We start from the raw sequence: 20504 nt of genomic DNA, 5'->3' as shown, positions 1-20504 counted from the left end.
CTTGTATCCTAAATTAGGGTACAGTATCCTAATTAAAGGTACAATGCCACAAATAGAGGTACAAGCAGCCATTGAAAAGTCAGGGAAAAATTAGCCTCTATTCTCTTTAATTAGGGCACAACGACACCAGCGTCGACAGGAAGGCGACGAGCTCGGCGATCTCCGCGTCGCTGAGCTCGACCGCGTAGCTCGGCTCTTGTGACCAGCGCGCAATCTTTTGGTAGACCTCCGCCCGATCTAGCGCGGAAAGTCTGCTGGTATCGATCTCCGCCAAGGGATCGACATGGGCCCGGATGGCGCTGGCGAGGTCTGGCTCGCCCCCGGAATGGGAAAAGGGCGCGGTCTTCGTGACATTGTAGAGCGGCGGTGTGCGGAAGGCGTAGCGGTCCTGTGGGTCTTGAGTGAAATTGTATCGGCCGTAGTCGATGCCGAATCCGTTGAACCCGAAACCGAACTGCGCAAACGGAATCGCATGGAACTGGAGGTCCGAGAAATAGGCTCCCATATGACAGGCAGCGCATTGCCCGCGCCCGTAGAAAAGGAGACCACCGGCCAGTTCCCGATCGGTCAGATGCTCAGCTTCGAAGACGAAGCGATGGAGCCTCGTTTCGCGCAGGCGGAACTCAGAACGGATGAAGGCGGCGATGGCCTCGGCGATCTGCAGGTAGGTGAGCTCCTCGACCTCAAGCCCGGAAGCTACCGCCAGGGGTGCGGCGATCGCCGGCGTCTCCCGGATGCGGCGGGCGATTTCCTGATGCACCCGGGCCGCGGCGCCGACATCGCCCTGGCGGAGCCATTCGGTTGCATCGCTCTCCCCGATCATCTCGCGGAATTCCACTGGCGGCAGATGTACGGACACGACCAGCGGGTCGTCGGAGGGCGCCATGGTGCCGAACTGGCTTCGGACCGCACCCGAACTGGCATCTACCCGTCCGTCCCAAAAGAAGACGTCGAAGCCGATCCCGCCGCGGCCCCAGAGGGCGAGGGCGTTGCGTGAGAGCACCCCTGCCGGGCTCTTCATCCGCTCGACGCCTTTGCCGACACCACCTGCCCCATGTCCAAGCGGCAGACCATCTGCGGAGCCGAACTCGTCGAGGTGGCAATTACGACAGGAAACGTTCCGGGTAAGCGAGAGAAGTTCGCTCTCGAAGAGGAGTTTGCCGACCGCCGCCTTTTCCGGTTCGAAATCGGGCCAGGACTCTTCGGCCGGACGCAATCCATTCTCCAGCGCGGCCTTGCGCAGGACGGCCTCGCGCATGGTTTCGGCCATGGCGGGGGCGGCGCAGATCAGCGCGATCGCGAGGAAGACCCTAGTAACGGATTTCATGGATCTCGATCACATCCTGCAGGTCTGTCGCCTTGGCCTCGATGGCCCGGAGCGCCATGTAGCCAAGCGCCGTCTCGTCAAGCCCGACAAGCATCAGCCGCTTACGCAGCAGATCGTAATCTTGGCAATCGATCAGCGCGATCTCGCTCGCCTCGAGGTCTCGCACGGTCTCAGCAGAGGGGTCGGCCTCCAGCTTCTGCTTGGCGAGCAGATGCGCGCGCATCGAGCGGTCGCAGCGATAGGTCGCCTCCTGGTAGGCTGGCTCGGCGACGAGGATCACACCCCAGGTCCAGAGTGGCGGGATGATCTGGCCCATCAGCACGCCACCGGCCAGGACCAGGGCATACCGGAGCCAGCTACTTCGCAACGATATTGAGCGCATCTAGGACCTCGGGGGTAATGGTGCCGGTGATCTTTAGGCTCCAGTCCCTCTGGAACTTGCTGAGCGCGGTCTTGGTGCCGGTGCCGACGATCCCGTCGATGGCCCCAGTGTAATAGCCATAGGTATAGAGTGCGGTCTGGACGCGCTTCACGATCTCGGTGAAAGCAGCGCTGTTGCCCGGCAGTATCTTTGGAGCCTCAGGCGCGCGCGGCATTACGGCAGTGGGCGGCGTGCTGTTGCTCGAGGGCTTAGAAGGTCGAGAAATCCCGCCGCCCGAGGAGGAGCGATGGCTGCCGTGTGAGCTGTGCGAACCATGGCTCGAATGCGAACGGTGTCCGGCCAGCGTGTAGGTGTGCTCGCCCCGGAGAAGCTGAAAGAGCGAAGCCGATGGGTCGTCGTGACGATCCGACCGCGCCGGGGCAATGGCGGCCTGCGCCCCCTGCGGCAGGTAACCCGCGGCCGCGAGCGTGATGGCAAACTTCCCGATCTTCTTCATTGCGGTCGTATCTCCATGAATCCGTCCTCCTCGCGGTACCACTCGAAGAACCCGGCGCAGTTGTCGCGCAAGCTGCAGGCGCCGCAGGCCGGGAGGTATTTCTGTTTCCAGTCTGAAATCGATCGCATCGCGAGACCTCGATAGGCCGGCGGCACCGTGCAAAGCGGGAAATTGTAGAGCGAGGCGCTCTGGCCGCGCGCCCGCATCAGGTCGATGGCCGCGCCGAGACTGGCGAAGTCTGTGCTGCTGTCGAAGAAGCATCGGGTCCAGTTCATCCGGCCGAAGCCGATGCGCTCCATCTGCATGATCGCCCAGGTCGCAGCGAAGGGCAGATGCAGCGTGATGAAATCGGCGAGGCGCGGCAACCCTGGGGCATTCTGCGCCAGGACCACAGTCCTCAGTTCGAGCGCGGCGCCGGCGAGGCCCAGGAGCGAGAGGTTCGGAGCTAGCTGTGCAAAGGCACCGGGCTTGCCGACGATCTCGTCATGGGTCGCGGGGTCGTCGGAATAGATCGGCACGCCCCAAAGGAGGCGCGCCCGGTGCTTCCGCAGCCATGCCAAATCTCCACGCTCGAAATGCTGGCCATTGGTCAGGATGTGGAAGCTGAGATCGTCGCGGCTGGAGAAGACCGCGTCTATGAAGGCGAAGAGGTCGTCCTTGTGCAGGAGCGGCTCACCGCCGGAGAGGCCGATCTGCGCGCCCGGCGGCGCCAGCCGCGCGGCCGTAAGGAAGTGCCCGAACATGTCCTCATGGTTTTGCTTTGGCGGCTGGGAGCACATCAGACAGAGCTGGTCGCACTGCTCGGTGACGAGAAACGTGTTGTGCGGCGAGGCCGCCCGGATGAGACGATGGGCGATCTGGCGTCGCGGATCGATGAGCAGCACGTCGCCCGCGATGTCCGCGGGCGCGACACCCCTAAGCCGGAACGCGGTCTGTCCGGTCCGGTAGCCCAGGGCCCCCGCCTCCAATGACCAGAGGGTGGCATCTTCCGCGCTTTGCGGTTCCCCTTCCGCGATCCGGGTCACAAAGGGCGCGAGATCGCGGTCGCACTCCGATTTGAGACGAAGCTGAATCATGGCGCGACTGGCCGCAAGGATTGGGGAAGACTCTCGAGGCCAAGCCAGCGCGACAGGGTGAATTCAACCTCCGGGTCAGCGCTGTAAAGGAGTTCCATCGCAAGATCGAAGATGGCGAGATGGCGCTGACAGAACCAGCTTTCGCGGCTCGGTACATCGATCCGGCCGCTACGCGAGAGATCATCGATCGGATCGGTGCCGCAGAAGGGCTGATAGGGGCAGTGGATGCAATCAGGGTCGAAGTTGTTGATGTGGCCTGGTGCGAGCAAGGCCAGCTTTTCCTGGTCCAGTCCATCGACCACGTTGCCGATGGCGAGATCAACCTGGCGAACACGTGCGAGCATGCGTGCCTCGTCGCTGGGATAGATCTGCCCGTCGAAATCGATAACAGCATTCTTGCCGGTCGGGATGTTGGGATTGCGCAAGTCGGTGTGACTTTCCATCCCAGGGGCGAGGATACGCCGCAGGCAATGGGCGAGATAAAACTCCTCCATGACGCGGCCTGTGCGCGCGTTCCGCGCGATCAGCGCCTCGATGAAGTCTCGGTAGTAGGCGTTCCAGGTGGCCGAGGTCCGAGCAGTGGGATGGCTTTTACGGGCAAAGCCCTGGTAGTTGACCGGGCGCAGGTAGAGTGAGGCGAAACCAAAACCCTCGTAGGCAGCGATGAGCTCCTCCGGCTCAGGCGGGTCTTTCATGTCGATAGTCGGCAGGGCGGAGATCCGTCCCGGACCGATCAGGCCGATCACCCGCTCGAGGTTGCCGAGGAAGGCCTCTGTCAGCGCGCTATCTGCGGTCCGGTTTCGGGTATGAACCTGGTGCGGACCGTCGAGCGAGGTGCTGATCAGCACGTCCCCGCTCTCTAGGAACGCAAGGATATCCTCATTGAGGGATTGAAGGTTGCTGCAGACCACGAAACGGACACTCCGAAAGCGCCGCCGCGCGAAGGCTGCGACGGCCTGCAGGAGATCTAGCCTCAGGAACGGCTCGCCGCCCTGGAACTCGATCTGGATCTCCTCGACTGGTAGGCCGTCAAGAAAGCCCAGCACCTTCTGAAGCGTCTCTTCATCCCAGTCGAAGCCCTGCGCAGCGAGCGGAGCGCGCGAGACCTGGCAATAGGAACATTTGAGATCGCAACGTAGAGTCGGGATTAGAATGACGTAGGCCGTCCCGTCCCCTACATGGTGGCGACGCGACCACCGCGTCAGGAACCCCGTATGCGCGAGATCGCCTTCCCCCTCGAAAGCATGTCCCTTGTCGCGCAGGAATTCTTTGTCCGAAGGCGTCAACAGATCGCGCGCGTAGCGCTTGACGAATCCGCTATCGGCCAGGAAATAAGCGCCGGAGTCATCCGCGAGGATCGTTCGGCGATCGTCGAGATCGCGAAAACGGAGCGGCCAGACCTGCATCACCCTGCCAACATCGCGTAGAGGCTTTGCCGCATGGGCAAGGTCTGCCGGAAGATCTTCTCGCGATAGACCTGGTAGCTCACCTCGCGCTCGAGCTGCGCGGGATCGGCCGCGGATGCGCCGAGCACCGCGACGCCCTGCTCCGACACGGAAAAGTCGAGCTCCGGATAGAGATATCCCAAGCGCAAAAGGGCCGCGGGGATGCAGGGATGAAATTCCGGGTCGATCAATATATTAAAAACGGGGCTCGCGGACATGTTGGCAATCTCGGAGTCTAGTAATAAAACTGGCGTCCAAAGTCGTATAGCCTTCATTGGGCGCGAAATCTGACAAAAATTCAAGCCCGTGACGCCCAAGAAATGGACATCGGAATAACTACCCGTGGCGGTTGACGCAATGACACCATCCTTCTGCCGGCCCTGATGATCGGTTCGCCCAAAACAAAATTCCCCACTGGCTTACGCAATCCGACCCTGCCGATATCGGAGCAATTGCGTTAGAACGATTTCCGCGCGCATAGAGAAATCCGGGACTTGCCAAGCCCGTGTCGCACCTGTCAACTGCGTGCGAAAATCAGACTTTGGAAGGAATTGATTGAATGGCAGGTAAATTCGAGCTCTACGAGGACAGGGCGGGGGAGTACAGGTTTCGTTTGAAGGCCGGAAATGGTGAGATCATCTTGGCCAGCGAGGGTTACAAGAAGAAGGCCAGTGCCGAGAATGGCATCGCCTCTGTGCGCACCAATGCTCCACTGGACGCACGCTACGAGCGTAAGACCAACGCGGCTGGAAAACCCATGTTCAATCTCAGGGCCAGCAACGGCCAAGTCATTGGGACCAGCGAGGCCTATAGCAGCGAAGCGGCATGCGAAAACGGCATCGCCTCTGTGAAAGCCAACGCGCCCGATGCCAGGCTAGACGATCAAACCTGATGACATACACGCGCGGCGCATCAGCAGATGGCGAGCCGCCGCGCATGCCGTGGCAGGCACCGTGTCGCGATCGTGTTCGGCCGCATCAAAAAATGGAGACGTGTGGCCACTAGTTTCGACCGACGCCCAATGGTCTTCCTCTTCGCCAACGCGCGTACCAATCTTCATCGACTAGCCGCTTTAGCGACCTCGCGCGAACTTGGGGGTCCAGCTTTCAATCAATGAGGCTTCGTCTTCGTAGGCCTCGTCATCAGGGTCGTCGGCAAGTTCTTCGCTGGAAAGGACGGTAAGGGTGAAGCCGTAAGCGCCGAGACCGATGACTTCTTCATCCAACGCAAGCCGTCGCCCACAAGAGAACCATTCAGCAAGACTGGTTTGTCCACATATCGAGCGCGCGGACCGGATGTTTTGCGTATCAGCGTTGAACCGCAGGGTATGGGTTCGGGGCAGCGGAGTACCCTTCTTGAGGAACGTGAGCTTATCGAGCTTTTTGAAGCTTTCAGACAAGAACGCATATGCGACTTTGTCGCCGGAACTGACGACAACCGCCATCGGATAGTCGCAACATTCGGCAGCTCTGATGGCAGAAGCCGTGAGCGAGCACTCTGCCAGCTGGCTTAACGCAATGATCCCATCCAGACCGACACGGCTTCCCCCGATGACCTCGCCCACGAGTTTCGACGGCATGAGCAGACCAGACGCAAAATGATCCGCCTCAAGCTCTATCGAACTCATCCCTTGTGAAAACCCGGCCCTGGACATGTGGATCGGAGCGGTCTTCAGGATTTCCTCGGGATGCCCCTCAAGAAAATAGTGGCCAAGTTCGTGAGCCACGGTGAACCTGCGAAACCCTTCGCTCTTGATATCGGTCGCATAGAACATGCCAACGCTCTCATAATGGAAGATGATCCCGCCGCTCACGCCAACCCGGCCCGGATCCTTTGGCTCGACCAAGATGTCTTCGCTCTCCGCGATCGCAAACGGATCCACGGGTAAGGCATCGTAGCCCTTCTCCTTTGCTTTAAGCTCGCCCTGGCGCCGAGCCATCTGGACTCTGAACTTGCTCAACGGCCTGACTTTCTCTGATTCATGAGATCGATCATCATCTGGATGTGTTCTCTGTCGTCATCCGATAAATTTTCTTCACCACGAAAAGCCGTTGTTGCCCCGGCCATGTCACTTGTCCTGCCGAGCAAGTAGTCTGACGTAACGCTCAATGCCTTCGCGAGAGCCCGAATGTTTGCAAACGAAGGCTTGCGCCGCTCCTTCTCGAAATGGCCGATTGCTGATGGCTGTAACCCAGTCTTCGCCGCAAGTTCCGTTTGGTTGATCCCTCGCGCTTCTCTGGCCTGACGTAACCTGTCACCGAACCCACCATTGGAATCCGTAGAATTTGACATGACGCTCCCGCACGTGTTATTACGACGATATCGTAGGATGTCCGCCGCTTGCTCGCGGCTTCTTTTTTCGCTTTCCATCCTACGAAACCGTCAAAAACTGTAGGACGGATCAGCGAATCCGTCAAGCCTGAGGGGGCAGAAGAAGATGAATATCAGGACGAACCTCGAAGATTTCGCCCGCAGCCTGGAGATCGACCCTGTAGAAGCTGCGCTGATGGACGTTGCACGTGCCATCCAGATCACCCGCACGATGCACGACGAAGCTGACCGCCATTTTCGCGGGCTCGCTCAGCATGTCGACCGCCCTGGCAGCCCTCTCGAAGATTTGGTCCTTGAGATCTACCCTTCTGGCAGCTTTGCAATCCACGCCGCGACTCGGTCACGCCTGAAGACCGACCAGCACGACGTTGATGCCGTGCTCGAGATCGCGATCGCTCCTGGCACCGACCCGGCATGGGTGCTTGAACAATTGTACAAAGCGATCAAGGGCGAAGAAGGCAGCAAGTACTACGGCTACCTGATTGAGAAAAACAGTCGCTGTGTCACGGTTACCTACCCGGACGGTGTCACAGTCGATCTGATGCCGGTCGTTCGCATCGATGGGGCACCAGAACGCGTGGCGACCCTGTTTCACTACAAGCCTGAGACGGACGAGCGGTACCACAAGGAGATCAATCCGATGGGGTTTGCCGATCACTTCAATGCTCGCGTCGAGATCAGCGAGGCGTTTCAAAAGCGCTTCGATGCGCGTCGTTACCTCGTCGATGGCGAAACCTACACCGAACTGGCCACGCGGCTTTCAAATGAGACGTCTGGTCTGGCGTTGCAAAAGGCAGATACCCAACCGATGCCGGTGCATGTCCCGCTCGACCAGAAATCGCCTCGCGTGGTTGCCCTGCAGCTGATCAAGAGGTTCCGCGACAAACGCTATCGCAAGCACGACGATCACCGTGGCAAACGCAAACCACCGGCCGTCATTATCGCAGCGATTGCAATCGATGCCGGCCCTGCAAACGATAGCCTGGTCGATGAGGTGATAGCGATTGCCAAGCGGATGCGCTGGCAGATCCGCAATGCTGAACAGAACCTGCGGTTGCTGGAAGTTCGCAATCCGGCACATTACCCCGACCTCTTTACCGATCGGTGGCCGGCTCAAAGGAGCGACCAGCAACTTTGGGCGGCGGACTTGCTCACCCTCATCGAACGCCTCGAAAACCTGAAGCGGGTTGGCTTCGATCCTGCGGTTATCCAATCGACGTTCGACGATCTGTTCGGCGAAAAGGCGGGCGAGACCGCTCTGCAGGCCTATCATCGCGCACAGACTGTCCAACTCGAACATGGTGCGCTCGGCATGACACCGAGCGGGCATTTGAAACCTGCGGCACCTGTTTCGTCCTTGGCTGCTCCAGCTCTGGGTGCTGGGATCGCATCCGCACCAGGCCTCGTGAAGCCTGCACGCGCGAATACGAACATGGGGGGCACTGTAGCTGATGATAACTGTTGGTGATCAGATTGCGGACATGGCCGATGTCTATCCTGAATGGTCATGCGACCGGCTGAGCCAGCGAACTTGCGTTTGGGAAGGGCATCTGCAGCCACACAGAACGATGTACCGGCTGCGGGTAGAATACACGGAACCCTTACTGCTTGAAGGCAGATCAAACCTGTACCTGCAACCACTGGTTGAGGTTCTTGAGCCGACATTGCAAAGGCGTTTCGACAACGAAGAAGGGTCCCTGCCGCATGTTTACGTTTCACATCCGCGAACAGAGCGTACGGGGCCATTCCTCTGCCTCTTCGACGACGAAGCGGATCAGTGGTCGCCAGATGACCTGATCAGCAATACGACCATTCCCTGGGCGTCCAACTGGCTGAGCTGCTACGAAAGCTGGCTCGCTTCGGGAAAATGGTTTGGGACCGGCAAACACATCAGAAGTCAGTCAGGCGGTCGATCCAGGTTGGCGGCACTTATGGAGAGATTTCATGGCACAACCTCAATCCCGCCGCTCGCAGGGCACCATCTTTCACCGTCGAGATCAACTCGAATGGCCCGCAGATGATCTTCGAATACTGTCCATTGATGGCGGCGGCATAAAAGGCATTCTGCCTGCGGCGGTGCTGGCGGAATGCGAGCGCCGTTTCTTGAAGGGCGGTTCGGCAGCCAGCTACTTCGATATGATCGCCGGCACTTCGACCGGAGGAATAATCGCGCTCGGCATGGCAGCAGGAATGCGCGCAGAGGAGGTTCTGGAAATCTATATGCGCTACGGGTCGGAAATATTTCCCCGGCCTTGGACTCCGCCAACTCGATTTGGTCGCGCGATGCGATCCGCTTACCAGTTTGCCCGCGATCTTGCCGTTTATCGGTACAATCGCGATCCCTTGGAACGAGCGCTTCGAGATCGCTTCGGCAACAGGACACTGGGCTCCGTCAATGTGCGTTTGAACATTCCCGCCTTCGATGGATTCAACGAGGTCAATGTCCTCAAGACCCCGCACCACCCTGACTTCCGCCTCGACTGGCAGGAAGAACTGGTCACGGTGGCATTAGCGACATCAGCCGCGCCAACATTCTTCTCGACCTACCGAAACGGCACCCGGCACTTTGCCGATGGCGGTGTTTGGGCGAACAACCCCATCATGGTGGCGCTGGTCGATGCCATGAGCTGTTTCAACGTCGACAGGCACGAAATCGAAATCCTGAGCCTTGGCTGTGGTGAACAAGACCTCCGCATGACTGATGGTCAAATCAAGCGCGGCGGCATGTTCCACTGGAGAACAATCATCGAGAGCGCGATGCACCTGCAAAGCCAGAACGCCCTCGGGCAGGCCGGACTTTTGATCGGGCGAGACCGCATGCTTCGTCTGACATCCGCTCCGACGCTGGAACCCATTGCACTTGATGACTTCACGCGAGCGAGTGCCGAACTTCCGCAGCAGGCGAAACGTCTTGTCGAGGAGAACGCCGAACGTCTTGAGACATTCTTTGATGCTCCTCGGGCTTCGGCTGCATTTTACCACGGACCGCTTAGCACGTCCGGAGGAACTTAAAATCGGCCACATTCGCCGATAGACAAACACCGGTTTTCTCGTCGCAGGAACGACTGGTAGTCGCTCATCTGTGAAGCCCACATGGCCGGGTGTTTTCTCAGCTGTTCGAGGGCATCCCCCCTCCTTTGCTGGTGAGTTTCAGAGCCGACAACCACCGGTCTCTTTGAAAATGAGAAAATTTGTCCATCCTTGATGGACTATTTTGTGGGTTTCCACTGAAACAGGTGGCGGTCTCTTTGAAAATATATCATTGTGTCGCCTATGAGCGGACAAGAACACGAAAAGCTAAAGAGTCTTCTTGAGGCTGTCCCCACGGGGTTCCTCGTGGACTCCGCCTGGCTTGAGCATCACGGGATAGGCCGGCGTTCGTCCTACGCCTATGTCCAACGTGGCTGGCTAGAACGCCTTGGACGCGGCGTCTTCCGCCGCCCGGCACCAGGCAGCGCCACCACGAATACGCTCGATTGGAAGACCTGCCTGCTCTCGCTCCAGCACATCATGCACTACCCTGTCCATGTCGGGGGGGCGACGGCATTGGACCTGCAAGGCTATGCGCACTATCTCTCACTCGGCGACAAGAGCACAGTCTGGCTATACGGCTCAAATATCCCCAACTGGCTCGAAAAACTGCCGCTCAACGCCGAACTCCGCACACGCAGCGTATCGCTGTTCTCCGACCCGCAGTTGGGTGTCGATGACGCGCGAGATAATCAGGGAGAGACAGCATCGTCCCTGCCATGGGACTGGAAACTGGTGATGTCATCCCCAGAACGCGCGGTCTTTGAGGCGCTGGACGAGTTGCCGGATCAAGAGAGCTTTCACAACCTCGACGTGGCGTTCGAAAGCCTGACGACGTTGCGCCCGAGAACCCTCTCGGCACTGCTCAGAAGTTGCAAGAAGATCAAGGTCAAACGCCTGTTCTTCGTGTTCGCCGACCGCCACGACCATGCCTGGCGCAAGCGACTAGATCCGGAAGAGTTCGACCTCGGTAGCGGCGACCGCGCATTGGTCAAAGGCGGCAAGATACATCCGCGCTACAGGATCATGGTGCCCGAAGAGTTTGTACGAAAGGAACGTGATCATGGCGCGTGAGGACTATGCCGCCCAAGTGGCCCTGCTCGTGCGGGTACTTCCGTATGTCGCGAAGGAGGAGATATTTGCGCTCAAGGGCGGGACGGCCATCAACCTCTTCTATCGCGACCTTCCGCGCCTCTCGGTCGATATCGATTTGACCTATTTGCCTGTCAAAGACCGCGCCGAAAGCCTCGCTGAGATCAACGACGCGATGGACCGGATTGCCGCTGCCATCGAAGGCGGCATCACCGGCGCCAAAGCGCAGCGCATTGCCGGCGGTGGCGGCGGCGCCACGCGTGCGCTCGCACGCCTCGGCGCAGCCGAAATCAAGATCGAAACCTCCCCCGTCACCCGCGGCGTCGTGCATGATCCCGAACAACGCGAAGTCTCCGAAGCCGTCGAGGAGGCGTTCGGATATGCGACGATGAACATCGTTTCCTTCGAGGATTTGTTCGGAGGTAAGCTACATGCGGCCCTCGATCGCCAGCACCCGCGAGACCTCTACGACATCAAACTGCTCTACGAGAATGAAGGATTTACCGACGCGTTGTTCCGCACCTTTCTGATCTACGTCGCGAGTTCACCACGCCCGCCACACGAACTTCTGAACCCAAACCTGATCGATCTGGATCAGCCCTATGCCCGGGAATTCGAGGGTATGACGAAGGAAGCAGTCGACCTTGCGGAATTGATCTCAACGCGCGACCGCCTGATCGGGGATATCCAATCCCGCATGGATGAGGGCGCGAAGAGGTTTCTGAGAACCCTGCATGACGGCGACCCAGACTTCGACGCGATCGACCGCCCTCAAGCGGCCGAGCTTCCAGCGGTCCGATGGAAGCTCATCAACGTGAACAAGCTGAAAGCAGAAAACCCCAAGAAGCATGCCGCCCAAGGGGAAGAGCTGGAGAAGCTCCTCGGCTGAAGATGGACCAGAGATGACTGATTTCGAGAACGACCCCGACTACGAAGAATGCCTTGTGAGCTTTTTTGATGTCCTCGGTTTCAGGAACCTCCTGCACACGCGAAGCGGTGCAGAGATCAGGCACTTGCTTTCGATGTTTCGCAGGGTGTCCGAAGGAGATGCCACGCCGCCCACCCGCTCCGACGAGATGCGGATGATCAGCGAAGTCCATGCAGAGATCGTGTCTGACGCGATCGTCAGAACCAGAACCATTGAAACTCAGTACCAGGCCGGCCCCTTGGTCTGGGAGCTCATCGATCTGCTGCACATCCAGATCGAATGCGTGGCAAATGGCATATTGGTGCGCGGCGCGATGACAATCGGCCTCATGCATCTCGGCATCGACTTCAGTGGTCCGGTGTTTGGGCCTGCCCTCGTTCAGGCTTATTTCATGGAAGAAAGCGAGGTCATCTTCCCGCGCATTGCGATCCACGAAGATGTCATCGAACGCCACCGGCAGGACCAAACGCTTTGGCGGGAAGGTCATTCCTATGAGGATGAAGAGCGTCACTTGAACAACCTCCTGCGCCAGGACGAGTCAGGCCTCCACTACATCGACTATCTTCGCGCCAGTCTCAGCGAACTCGACGGCGAATAGGCCGGCTGGATCGAGTTTCTGGGTAGGCACAAAACGTTGGTGGAGAGCGGTCTCGCCGACAGTACCAACGCGACGGTGCGGCGCAAATACAGCTGGCTCAAGAACTACCACAACGCAGTCATCGACGAGAACATAGCAAACCTGGAACCGGGCGCGATGACCGAGGATGGGGCCCCTTGGGAAACTCTGTTCAGAGGGCTCAGGATCGAAGCCTGAATTCTCTCAACAAGCCACGACTGAGAGCGTCACGACATGCCTCACCGTTTGGCCAATACGGGGATCGCCAGCCCGCAACCATTCCTATGACCCGCCATCCAGACCTGCGTCCTCCAACTGCTCCCGCTCTGGCAGATCTGCGAGAGTCTCCAGATCAAATGCGACAAGGAACTGCTCGGTCGTCACAAAGGTGTAGGGCGCACCGCGGCGCGGCGATCGTGGCCCCGTCCCGATAAGGCCGCGCGCATGCAACCTACCGATCAGGTCGCGACTGATCTCCTTGCCGAAGATGTCCTTGAGTCCGTCGCGCGTGATCGGCTGGTGATAGGCGATGGCCGCGAGCACCGCGACATCGAATTCGCTCAGATCGAGTAGCTGATCCCCGATATCCGCCGCTGCGCGGATCGCAGGGGCGTAGATAGCCCGCGTCCGGAACATCCAGCCGCCGGCGACCTGGGCGATCTCGAAGGCCCGCCCCTCCAGATCGGCGGCGAGGTCTTCGACGAGCAGATCAATCGACTCCCCCTGTCCCACCACCCGCGCCAGGTCGTTTCGCGGCACAGGGGAGGCAGAGGCGAAGAGAACTGCCTCGATCCGGCGCATCCATTCCCGCCAGCGCAGCTCAGGCGGCAGGTCAGTCAACTCGCGGTCAAGCTCGGCTTCAGGGCGATCCTTTGCCATCGCTACACCCCGTAAAGCCGAAAGGTATCGCGCCCGGTCAGTTCGCGCACTGCGCCGAGGTCGACCAGCCGATCACACAGCCGCCGCGCGGCGCGATCCGGCAAAGGCAGAGCCGACGGCGTCACGGCGTCACGGGTCAGGAACATCTCGACGGCATCCCCCGCCCCCTTTGCCCGCAGCTTCGGAGCGACCACCTTCAGGTGCGTCACCCGACGCGCAAGGTCAGAGGCCTGACGCACCGCCTCGACCACCGAAGAGATGAGTGCCCGATGACAGGCCAAGCGAAGGTCAACGCCCTGCTTACGCAGGTCGGCGCGTTTCAGGCCTACGGCCAGCAGCGGCACGAGATGATCCCAGCCAAACGCCTGCGCAAGAGCAGCATCCGCGAGGATCAGCGCAGGCATTTCGGCCCGCGGCGCTTCCGTCAAAACTGCCTCCAGCACCAGTGCGGCACGGGTAACCGGCCCGCCCTTCCCCGCATCCAGCCACCTCGCGATCCGGTCCGGTTCGAAAGCCGACAAGGCGCGACCGAGAGTCTTGATCGACACCGGCCGCTCCACCGCACGACGCCAGATAAGGTAGGTTTCACCGGCCGGTCCCGGTAGATCGCCGGGACGCAGCAGGTGCACCGCATCACGCAACTCCCCTGCCCGCTCCGACCGTCCTGAGAACGCGACGCAAGTCTCGGCCGCACGCAGCGCGAGCCGGTCCCGCAACAAGGCTTGGGGCACTTCCTCGCGTCCCAACACAAGATGCAGGTGGTTGAGCGCCGCGCCCGACAAAAACGCAACATCTTCAAAGGTTTCAGCGCGTGCAGAGGTGACCCAGGCGGGCATCCGCGGTAACGTGTCGAGGTCGCTGGTGTGATCCGGCCGGGCAATTGTCATGCCCAGAGCCTACATCTACGCGGCGCTTTATTCCAGAAAATAGCGATCTAACCGCCCCGCCTTACCGTTCTAGATCATGTCCAATAAGTTTGCCTTATCGGACACAAAAAGATATGCTCAGCGGCATGTCAGAAAACACCGAGAAATCGAGCTCCGAAGCGCCAATCGGGCCTTCGTCCAACGAGGACAACGAGAGAGATCGCCCTGACGGCGGGGCCTTGAGCCTGCCGTCCTTTGTCGCCGGTTCCGGCAGTCTTGATCGGCTGGTGGACACGGCCCGAGACTATGCCCGTGCCGCGGCCTCGGACAACACGCTGAAGGCCTATGCAAAAGACTGGGCGCATTTCGCTCGGTGGTGCCGGATGAAGGGCGCTGAGCCTCTGCCACCATCGCCGGAGATGATCGGGCTCTATCTCGCGGATGTGGCCTCCGGGTCAGGCCCCTCCCCTGCCCTCTCCGTCAGCACGATCGACCGCCGCCTGTCGGGCCTCACCTGGAACTACGCGCAGCGCGGCTTTTCCCTCGATCGCAAGAACCGACACATCGCGACAGTGCTGGCGGGCATCAAGCGCAAGCACGCGCGACCACCGGTTCAGAAGGAAGCCATCCTGGCGGAAGACATCCTCGCGATGGTCGCCACCCTGTCCTACGATCTTCGCGGGCTACGAGATCGTGCAATCCTGTTGCTCGGCTACGCAGGAGGCCTCCGCCGCTCGGAAATCGTCAGCCTCGACGTACACAAAGACGATACGCCGGACTCCGGCGGCTGGATCGAGATCTTCGAGAAAGGCGCCCTCCTGACCCTCAACGCCAAAACCGGTTGGCGCGAGGTTGAGATCGGCCGCGGCTCGTCCGAGCAGAGCTGCCCGGTTCATGCGTTGGAACAATGGCTGCACTTCGCGAAGATCGACTTCGGCCCCATCTTCGTCGGCACCTCGCGCGACGGCAAGCGTGCGCTGGAGACACGGTTGAACGACAAGCATGTCGCGCGGCTGGTCAAGCGCACGATGCTCGACGCCGGCATCCGCGCCGACCTGCCCGAGAAGGAGCGCCTGGCGCTGTTCTCCGGTCACTCCCTGCGCGCCGGTCTTGCCAGTTCGGCCGAGGTGGACGAGCGCCATGTGCAGAAGCATCTCGGCCATGCCTCGGCCGAGATGACCCGCCGTTACCAGCGCCGCCGCGACCGGTTCCGCGTGAACCTGACCAGTGCCGCCGGCCTCTAACCCCCTGCCCCATCACGCCGCCTGCCCGCTGAGCCTGCCATAGAAGCTGCGCTCGAGATGCAGCTCCCCTGCCCCGGCCTTCTCGACCATGCCGCGCAGATAGCCGCCCGGCGAGGAAACTTCCCCTGCGCAATGCTTCTCGAAGACAAGCGCCAGCGCCGCTGTCGCCACCTGTTTGCCCAACCGCTCCTGCGCCACGTTCCAGGCATGCTCGGACACCCCGATCATCGGCCTGAGTTGACCTGCAACCCGGTGAAGATCGCCCCAATCTTTCAGGAACCCGCCCATATTGCGCGCCCAGGATGCGAATTCCGGGCAGGCTTGCATGACGGTTGGGAGATCCAGCGCTGCGCGCTTCTTGCGCACCTCTGCCACCCACTCTTCCAGCTCCCTATCAACCTGATCTTCGGGCTGAGCATTGGGCACCACGGCCGCGACTTCCTCATTTTCTGAGGAATTACGAGTTACAGGATTAAGTTGGTTTGTAATTAGTATATGAGGGTCAGAAATGACCTCCCTGGGGTTCATTTTTTGAGTCTTCTCAGAGGCTTGTTCCTTGGTTGTGAGCGTGTTTTCCACAGACTCGACCACCTGAGTTGCCTTGAGATAGGCAGCTTCGACGCGTTCCTGAAGTTCCTTGAACCACGTCAGCAGCCGAGCAAGCTGCTCGGAAGCTTCATGGCGACGAGGAAGCCGGTCCAGAAGCTCCTCGAAAAGACCTGTGAATTGCGTCCAGGGACCGCGCAGCGCGCTGCTGACGGCCGCCTCGATCCGAGCGCGGATCATACGTCGTGCAACTGTGATCTGGCGCTTCAGGCGTTGACAGAGCTCGCGCTCGGCCTGCAAATCGGCATGGAGCTCCTCGAACTCCTCTACACGCGCCGACAGCGGCGACAAATCAAAGCCATAGGCCTCGATAATGCGCCCCTCGACGTCCCTGCGGCCCCACCGCTTGCCGTTAGGGCTGTCTTGAAAGGAGATCACCCCGATCTCAGCCAGGCGCCGCGCATGGCGCTTAAGCGCCGAAAGCGAGAACCCCGTCTGCTCCATCAGATAGGCGTTGGACGCCCAGACGATCGGGCGCTGTCCCTCCTCCCAGTCCTGGGCCTGGGTAAAGGCCCCGAGCGTGTCGAGGAGCAACATGTCTCCGGCCTTGAGGCCAATGTAGGCGCCCACGCGCTTCAGAGCCACGAAGGCACGCGTTTTGGGTACTCCTACCTGTTCACCGGCTTGGGCAAGCTGCTCTGCAATGCCAAGACCCGGTGTCGGCTTGCGCCAACCTGTATGTTTCATGCCTGTTTCTCACCTCCAGTTATGTGGAGGCAAAAGAAAGCCGTTCGCTCAGAAGCGTTCGTCGTTGACAGTGATTCGAGAGAGACTTATCTTCAAGGCGACCAAACCAATAAGATCAGCTCTCAGGCCCTCAGCTTGGGGGCTTTTCTTTTGCCTTTAGATCACATTCTTCCTTCTTGCTCGTTGCCTCAATGTATGGAGATGCACCGGTATTCAGGCTTTAGCCCGTCGGTGGAACCTCCTTGTTCTTTGTCAAGAAGTCCGCGATCAGATCGCTCAACTCCTCAAGCTTCTCTTGGCTCAGCGGTACGCTCGCGGCTTTGATCGAGAGATTGCCGTTCGCTGACGTGAGCGAGAGATTACGACCCCCTACCTTGCGCTTGGCGGTGATCTTCTGAGCGGACTTTCTGACTTGCTTCTTCGGCTTGCCCTCAAGGCTGGCCAGCGCTTTTTGCAGATCCTGGAAGCTCATGTCGTAAGCGTTCTTGAACGCGTTCAAGATTTGATCTCGAGCCCCGAAAACTGCGCGAGCGCGCGACACGATACTCTCGTGGACACCAATACGTGCAGCAAACGCCACCGCAGTCGTCTTCTCACCAGATTCACGAAGCGTCTCGTACATCTCTCCGATAGCCAGTAGGCGCTCGAAAGCGCCAAGGTTTTCCCTTTCCTCATTTTCCCGGAAACGAAGGAACAGCATCTCGAATTGCGCGTTCTCCGCGCCTCGCTTATCTGGGGACGCCAAGATGGCTCTTAGCTTAAGCCCCAAGGTCTTCGCTGCAGCATGACGACGTCTGCCGGTCAGCATGATAAAGCGAGCATCCGCGACGTCAGTCGGGTTCAACGGGTCAGGCTTCCAATTCGGATCCTCTGGCCAAACAAGGATGGGCGTGTCTTGGCCGTTGATTTCGATGCTCTTAAGTAGCGTTTGAAAGGCCTCTTGTGCCAGCCAGTCATCACGACGATCTGAACCTAACGGATCCTCCACTTGTTCCGGTGAAATCTGAAGCTCGTGACGGCCGTTCAGAATGTCTTCGACGAGCTGCGCACGACCCTGCTCTACCGCTGCCTGCGATTGGGCAAGCGCGCCGGCCTTCCATGCACTACCCGCCCCCTTGAAAGCTGCAGTAGTAGAAGACGGTGCAGTGTCGACCTTTGCCTCGTCGTCATTGCCACTCGGCTCAGCTGATTGGTTCAACGCTTTCGAAACCAGCGACCTCGGGATAGTTCGCTTCATGCTGCGGTCTCCCCGTCATCGTCATCATAGAACGTGTCCATCCAAGCATTCGCATAACCACGTTCGAGGCCTGGCCACAGACGGCTGACGATTGCATCGTTCACCGCGTCAGCGTTCTCGATAAATCTGTTGATACCTTTTCGTTTGCCAGGCGTGTCAGGCTCGTATTCGTAGACCGACTGATAAACGTCTGAAGCGTTCGAAATCGCGTCCGACCGAAGATAGAATACTGGCAAGATCTCCGTGGGGCAGTGCTCGAGAAGATTGCCGATGTGGTTGAGATCCTGACCGTTGGAACGCTGCACAATGGTTGGCAAAAGCATGTTGGCACCCGAGCCAATATCGATACGCTCATGTGCTAGGATGTGCTGGAGCATGCCTAGCAGGCCGGTGACAAACGTCGACAGCGTTGCGATGTCGAACCCCTTCATGGTCTGCGGAATGACGAGGGATGAAGAAGCTATCACATTGTTGAGCTGGAAAAGCGTCAGCGCCGGTTGATAGTCAATGATGATGCAATCCAACGTTTCGTTCAGAGCCTGTTGGAGACGGACAGGATCGACCTTTCCATCCGCAACAAGTTCGTTGGGAGACGTTGTCGGCGGATAAGCCTCTTTCCAGCGATCAATCGCATCCCGAAGGTAGCGGTAGAAACTCTTCCCTGCAGGAGCTTCGCGAACCAAGCGAGCGATCTGAATTTCGCCTTCAGAGGTCTCGCCGTGCGCCGGCACCAATCGAAGCCCAGGCCAAGAAGTCTTCAAGAAGAAGCCATCCAACGTCTCCGCAGAGTGATCCGTATACGGTGCCTCCTCAGACTGGAAGAGGCCCGCGAAGTCCACCATCGATGGCGTTTCTTCAGTAGGCATTTGAGACAACCCCTCACCGCCTACAAAGTAAAGTGTGATCGTGCTCTGCGGGTCCGCATCCATCACTCCAACGCGCATTCCGTAGTGTAGGCTCAGGTACTGCGCGAAATGTGCAGCGCTAAGGCTCTTGGCCGTTCCGCCCTTTTGGCTGGCAAATGAAATGACTGGAAGCGGATCGCCGGGCTTGCGCCACGCAAGATAGTCAAAAGGACGCTTTGCAGACGCCGCCATCAAAGCGCGCATATGCATCAGTTCATGAAGGTTGAAGACACGCTCGCGTCCAACGTACTCACCCTTTGGAAAGTCGTCGTTGCCATTCGCGAACTTGGTCAAGTATTGGATGCTGACGTTCAAGAAGCGAGCGCACTGTCGCATCGACCATGTGCGCTTGATACGATGGCGCAGCGTCAACTCTTTGTTGACGGCGACCATTGTGCGCTCCAGACCTCGTGACAGGTCGGTCAAAAACTGCTCTAGACTTCCGCTCATATCGCTGCCCCGACTTCGGTTGATTCCGAGTTCGACTCGTTTCGCCACTCATAGTAGCACTATTATGGGCGCAATTGGAAGATACCACGCGCCTACCTGAATTCAGGAGTATGATTGGAGGCAGTGAGGCGCAAAACGATCTAATCTTGAACGCGTTCAAGATCGACTTGCGGGTGCTGGGCCCGAACGATGTCGGGCCCAATTCTTCAGATCACGCGGCGTCTTTGGGACCCCAGGGGATCACGGCCTGCAGGGACAGATCGTCCTGGTTTGCGGCCTTGCCGAGGTTGGCGTTGAAGCCGTGGTCGCGGATGGTCAGCGTGTAGTAGTCGGCGCCGGTCTCCTTGTTCTGCTTCTTCCAGATGCCGCCGCACTCGACCAGCTTGCCGCGCGGTGAACGGCCGAGGACGCGGTGCGTGGGGGCCATCGGGTTCGCGCTTGCGACGGGTTCGACCGTGATGTCGAGGTCGAAGGTCAGGGTCGAGATGGAGCCGACGCCCTTGGCGGTTTCGATGTCGGCGCTGGTGAATTTGATACAGTTCGTGGTCATTGCTCTTCTCCTTGTTTGCGTTGCAATGATGGTCACCTTGCAGCTGGCCAAGGCCCGGCCACACCGAAGGCGAAGCGCAGCGGAGAGGGGCAGGCCCCGGTCTTTTTGATCCGCGAGGAATGGCCCGCAGGGGCAGGGAAAAAAAGCGGCGACAACCTTTGTGGACGGGACGACAGCTGCGACCAGCATGTCATGCAACTCAGACAAAGGGAGAAGTGCGGTGGCCGCGAAGGAAGGTAGGGGAACAGCCGAAAGAGATTCCGCCGGTTGGCGATCTAGCGAAAAGCCCACTTACTAGCCCAGAGCTGCGACAGGTCACACTCTCGGAAACAAGAAAACCAACCTCAGCGCAGCGCC

General features: G+C 59.4%; 21 protein-coding genes. 7 read left to right on the top strand and 14 right to left on the bottom strand.

Annotated elements, in window-relative coordinates; translation table 11 throughout:
- Window positions 1-106: 106 nt before the first annotated feature.
- Genes FCT00_RS00230 through FCT00_RS00205 form a run of 6 tightly spaced genes read right to left on the bottom strand, consistent with a single transcriptional unit; the run spans window position 107 to window position 4917 of the window.
- Window positions 107-1327, bottom strand: a complete 1221-nt coding sequence (locus FCT00_RS00230; protein ID WP_212747986.1) for a His-Xaa-Ser system-associated MauG-like protein — start codon at window positions 1325-1327, stop codon at window positions 107-109.
- Window positions 1311-1643 carry a TIGR03982 family His-Xaa-Ser system protein gene (locus FCT00_RS00225; RefSeq protein ID WP_235888901.1) on the bottom strand — a complete coding sequence of 111 codons (333 nt, stop codon included), beginning with the start codon at window positions 1641-1643 and terminating at the stop codon, window positions 1311-1313. The genes FCT00_RS00230 and FCT00_RS00225 overlap by 17 nt, the downstream gene beginning before the upstream one ends.
- Window positions 1644-1683: 40 nt before the next feature.
- Window positions 1684-2205, bottom strand: coding sequence for a peptidoglycan-binding protein (locus FCT00_RS00220; RefSeq protein WP_138421428.1), 522 nt, complete (start codon window positions 2203-2205; stop codon window positions 1684-1686).
- On the bottom strand, window positions 2202-3281 hold the full coding sequence (gene hxsC, locus FCT00_RS00215) for a His-Xaa-Ser system radical SAM maturase HxsC (RefSeq protein ID WP_138421427.1): 1080 nt from the start codon (window positions 3279-3281) through the stop codon (window positions 2202-2204). The genes FCT00_RS00220 and hxsC overlap by 4 nt, the downstream gene beginning before the upstream one ends.
- A complete protein-coding gene (gene hxsB / locus FCT00_RS00210) occupies window positions 3278-4687 on the bottom strand; it encodes a His-Xaa-Ser system radical SAM maturase HxsB (protein ID WP_171042837.1) in 1410 nt (469 codons plus the stop codon). Before hxsB ends, hxsC begins: the two co-directional genes overlap by 4 nt.
- A complete protein-coding gene (locus tag FCT00_RS00205; protein ID WP_138421425.1) occupies window positions 4687-4917 on the bottom strand; it encodes a hypothetical protein in 231 nt (76 codons plus the stop codon). The genes hxsB and FCT00_RS00205 overlap by 1 nt, the downstream gene beginning before the upstream one ends.
- 368 nt (window positions 4918-5285) lie before the next feature.
- On the opposite strand from FCT00_RS00205, the gene FCT00_RS00200 reads away from it, so the two are divergent.
- Window positions 5286-5618 carry a YegP family protein gene (locus tag FCT00_RS00200; protein WP_138421424.1) on the top strand — a complete coding sequence of 111 codons (333 nt, stop codon included), beginning with the start codon at window positions 5286-5288 and terminating at the stop codon, window positions 5616-5618.
- A gap of 180 nt (window positions 5619-5798) precedes the next feature.
- Here FCT00_RS00200 and FCT00_RS00195 read toward each other — a convergent pair whose 3' ends face one another.
- A complete protein-coding gene (locus FCT00_RS00195; protein WP_138421423.1) occupies window positions 5799-6686 on the bottom strand; it encodes an ImmA/IrrE family metallo-endopeptidase in 888 nt (295 codons plus the stop codon).
- On the bottom strand, window positions 6683-7096 hold the full coding sequence (locus FCT00_RS00190; RefSeq protein WP_212747985.1) for a helix-turn-helix domain-containing protein: 414 nt from the start codon (window positions 7094-7096) through the stop codon (window positions 6683-6685). The genes FCT00_RS00195 and FCT00_RS00190 overlap by 4 nt, the downstream gene beginning before the upstream one ends.
- Before the next feature lie 67 nt (window positions 7097-7163).
- Here FCT00_RS00190 and FCT00_RS00185 point away from each other — a divergent pair, with 67 nt between their 5' ends.
- The 5 genes from FCT00_RS00185 to FCT00_RS00165 all read left to right on the top strand — a co-directional run bounded on the left by FCT00_RS00185 (window position 7164) and on the right by FCT00_RS00165 (window position 12705).
- The gene (locus FCT00_RS00185) at window positions 7164-8525 is read left to right on the top strand and encodes a nucleotidyltransferase domain-containing protein (protein WP_138421422.1); all 1362 of its coding nucleotides are present in this window, start codon (window positions 7164-7166) and stop codon (window positions 8523-8525) included.
- Between the two features lie 476 nt (window positions 8526-9001).
- Window positions 9002-10069, top strand: a complete 1068-nt coding sequence (locus tag FCT00_RS00180) for a CBASS cGAMP-activated phospholipase (protein WP_138421421.1) — start codon at window positions 9002-9004, stop codon at window positions 10067-10069.
- 261 nt (window positions 10070-10330) lie between these two features.
- Window positions 10331-11161 (top strand): type IV toxin-antitoxin system AbiEi family antitoxin domain-containing protein, encoded by an 831-nt coding sequence (locus FCT00_RS00175; RefSeq protein WP_138421420.1) that lies wholly within the window; start codon window positions 10331-10333, stop codon window positions 11159-11161.
- The gene (locus FCT00_RS00170; protein WP_138421419.1) at window positions 11151-12068 is read left to right on the top strand and encodes a nucleotidyl transferase AbiEii/AbiGii toxin family protein; all 918 of its coding nucleotides are present in this window, start codon (window positions 11151-11153) and stop codon (window positions 12066-12068) included. The genes FCT00_RS00175 and FCT00_RS00170 overlap by 11 nt, the downstream gene beginning before the upstream one ends.
- 13 nt (window positions 12069-12081) lie before the next feature.
- Window positions 12082-12705 (top strand): hypothetical protein, encoded by a 624-nt coding sequence (locus tag FCT00_RS00165; protein WP_138421418.1) that lies wholly within the window; start codon window positions 12082-12084, stop codon window positions 12703-12705.
- Between the two features lie 300 nt (window positions 12706-13005).
- On the opposite strand, the gene scpB is transcribed toward FCT00_RS00165, so the two are convergent.
- Both scpB and FCT00_RS00155 read right to left on the bottom strand, forming a co-directional pair.
- Complete coding sequence (scpB, locus tag FCT00_RS00160) at window positions 13006-13602, bottom strand: SMC-Scp complex subunit ScpB (protein ID WP_138421417.1); 597 nt, start codon at window positions 13600-13602, stop codon at window positions 13006-13008.
- Window positions 13603-13604: 2 nt separating this feature from the next.
- Window positions 13605-14489 carry a DUF1403 family protein gene (locus tag FCT00_RS00155; protein WP_138421416.1) on the bottom strand — a complete coding sequence of 295 codons (885 nt, stop codon included), beginning with the start codon at window positions 14487-14489 and terminating at the stop codon, window positions 13605-13607.
- A gap of 113 nt (window positions 14490-14602) precedes the next feature.
- Here FCT00_RS00155 and FCT00_RS00150 point away from each other — a divergent pair, with 113 nt between their 5' ends.
- A complete protein-coding gene (locus FCT00_RS00150; RefSeq protein WP_407943645.1) occupies window positions 14603-15712 on the top strand; it encodes a tyrosine-type recombinase/integrase in 1110 nt (369 codons plus the stop codon).
- A 12-nt stretch (window positions 15713-15724) separates the two neighbouring features.
- Here the strand turns inward: FCT00_RS00150 and repC are convergent, their stop codons facing one another.
- The 4 genes from repC to FCT00_RS00130 form a co-directional block, all read right to left on the bottom strand.
- Entirely contained in the window at window positions 15725-17005 is a 1281-nt protein-coding gene (gene repC, locus FCT00_RS00145; RefSeq protein ID WP_138421415.1) for a plasmid replication protein RepC, read from the bottom strand.
- A 220-nt stretch (window positions 17006-17225) separates the two neighbouring features.
- Window positions 17226-18242, bottom strand: a complete 1017-nt coding sequence (locus FCT00_RS00140) for a ParB N-terminal domain-containing protein (protein ID WP_138421414.1) — start codon at window positions 18240-18242, stop codon at window positions 17226-17228.
- Window positions 18239-19597 carry a ParA family protein gene (locus FCT00_RS00135; RefSeq protein ID WP_171042838.1) on the bottom strand — a complete coding sequence of 453 codons (1359 nt, stop codon included), beginning with the start codon at window positions 19595-19597 and terminating at the stop codon, window positions 18239-18241. The genes FCT00_RS00140 and FCT00_RS00135 overlap by 4 nt, the downstream gene beginning before the upstream one ends.
- A gap of 211 nt (window positions 19598-19808) precedes the next feature.
- Window positions 19809-20147 carry a DUF736 domain-containing protein gene (locus tag FCT00_RS00130; RefSeq protein WP_008335621.1) on the bottom strand — a complete coding sequence of 113 codons (339 nt, stop codon included), beginning with the start codon at window positions 20145-20147 and terminating at the stop codon, window positions 19809-19811.
- Window positions 20148-20504 lie beyond the last annotated feature (357 nt).

It is taken from the genome of Maritimibacter alexandrii, assembly GCF_005871115.1.
Lineage (GTDB): Bacteria > Pseudomonadota > Alphaproteobacteria > Rhodobacterales > Rhodobacteraceae > Maritimibacter > Maritimibacter alkaliphilus.
Note: the sequence above shows the minus strand (reverse complement) of the source record. Positions and strands in the feature narration are given on the sequence as shown.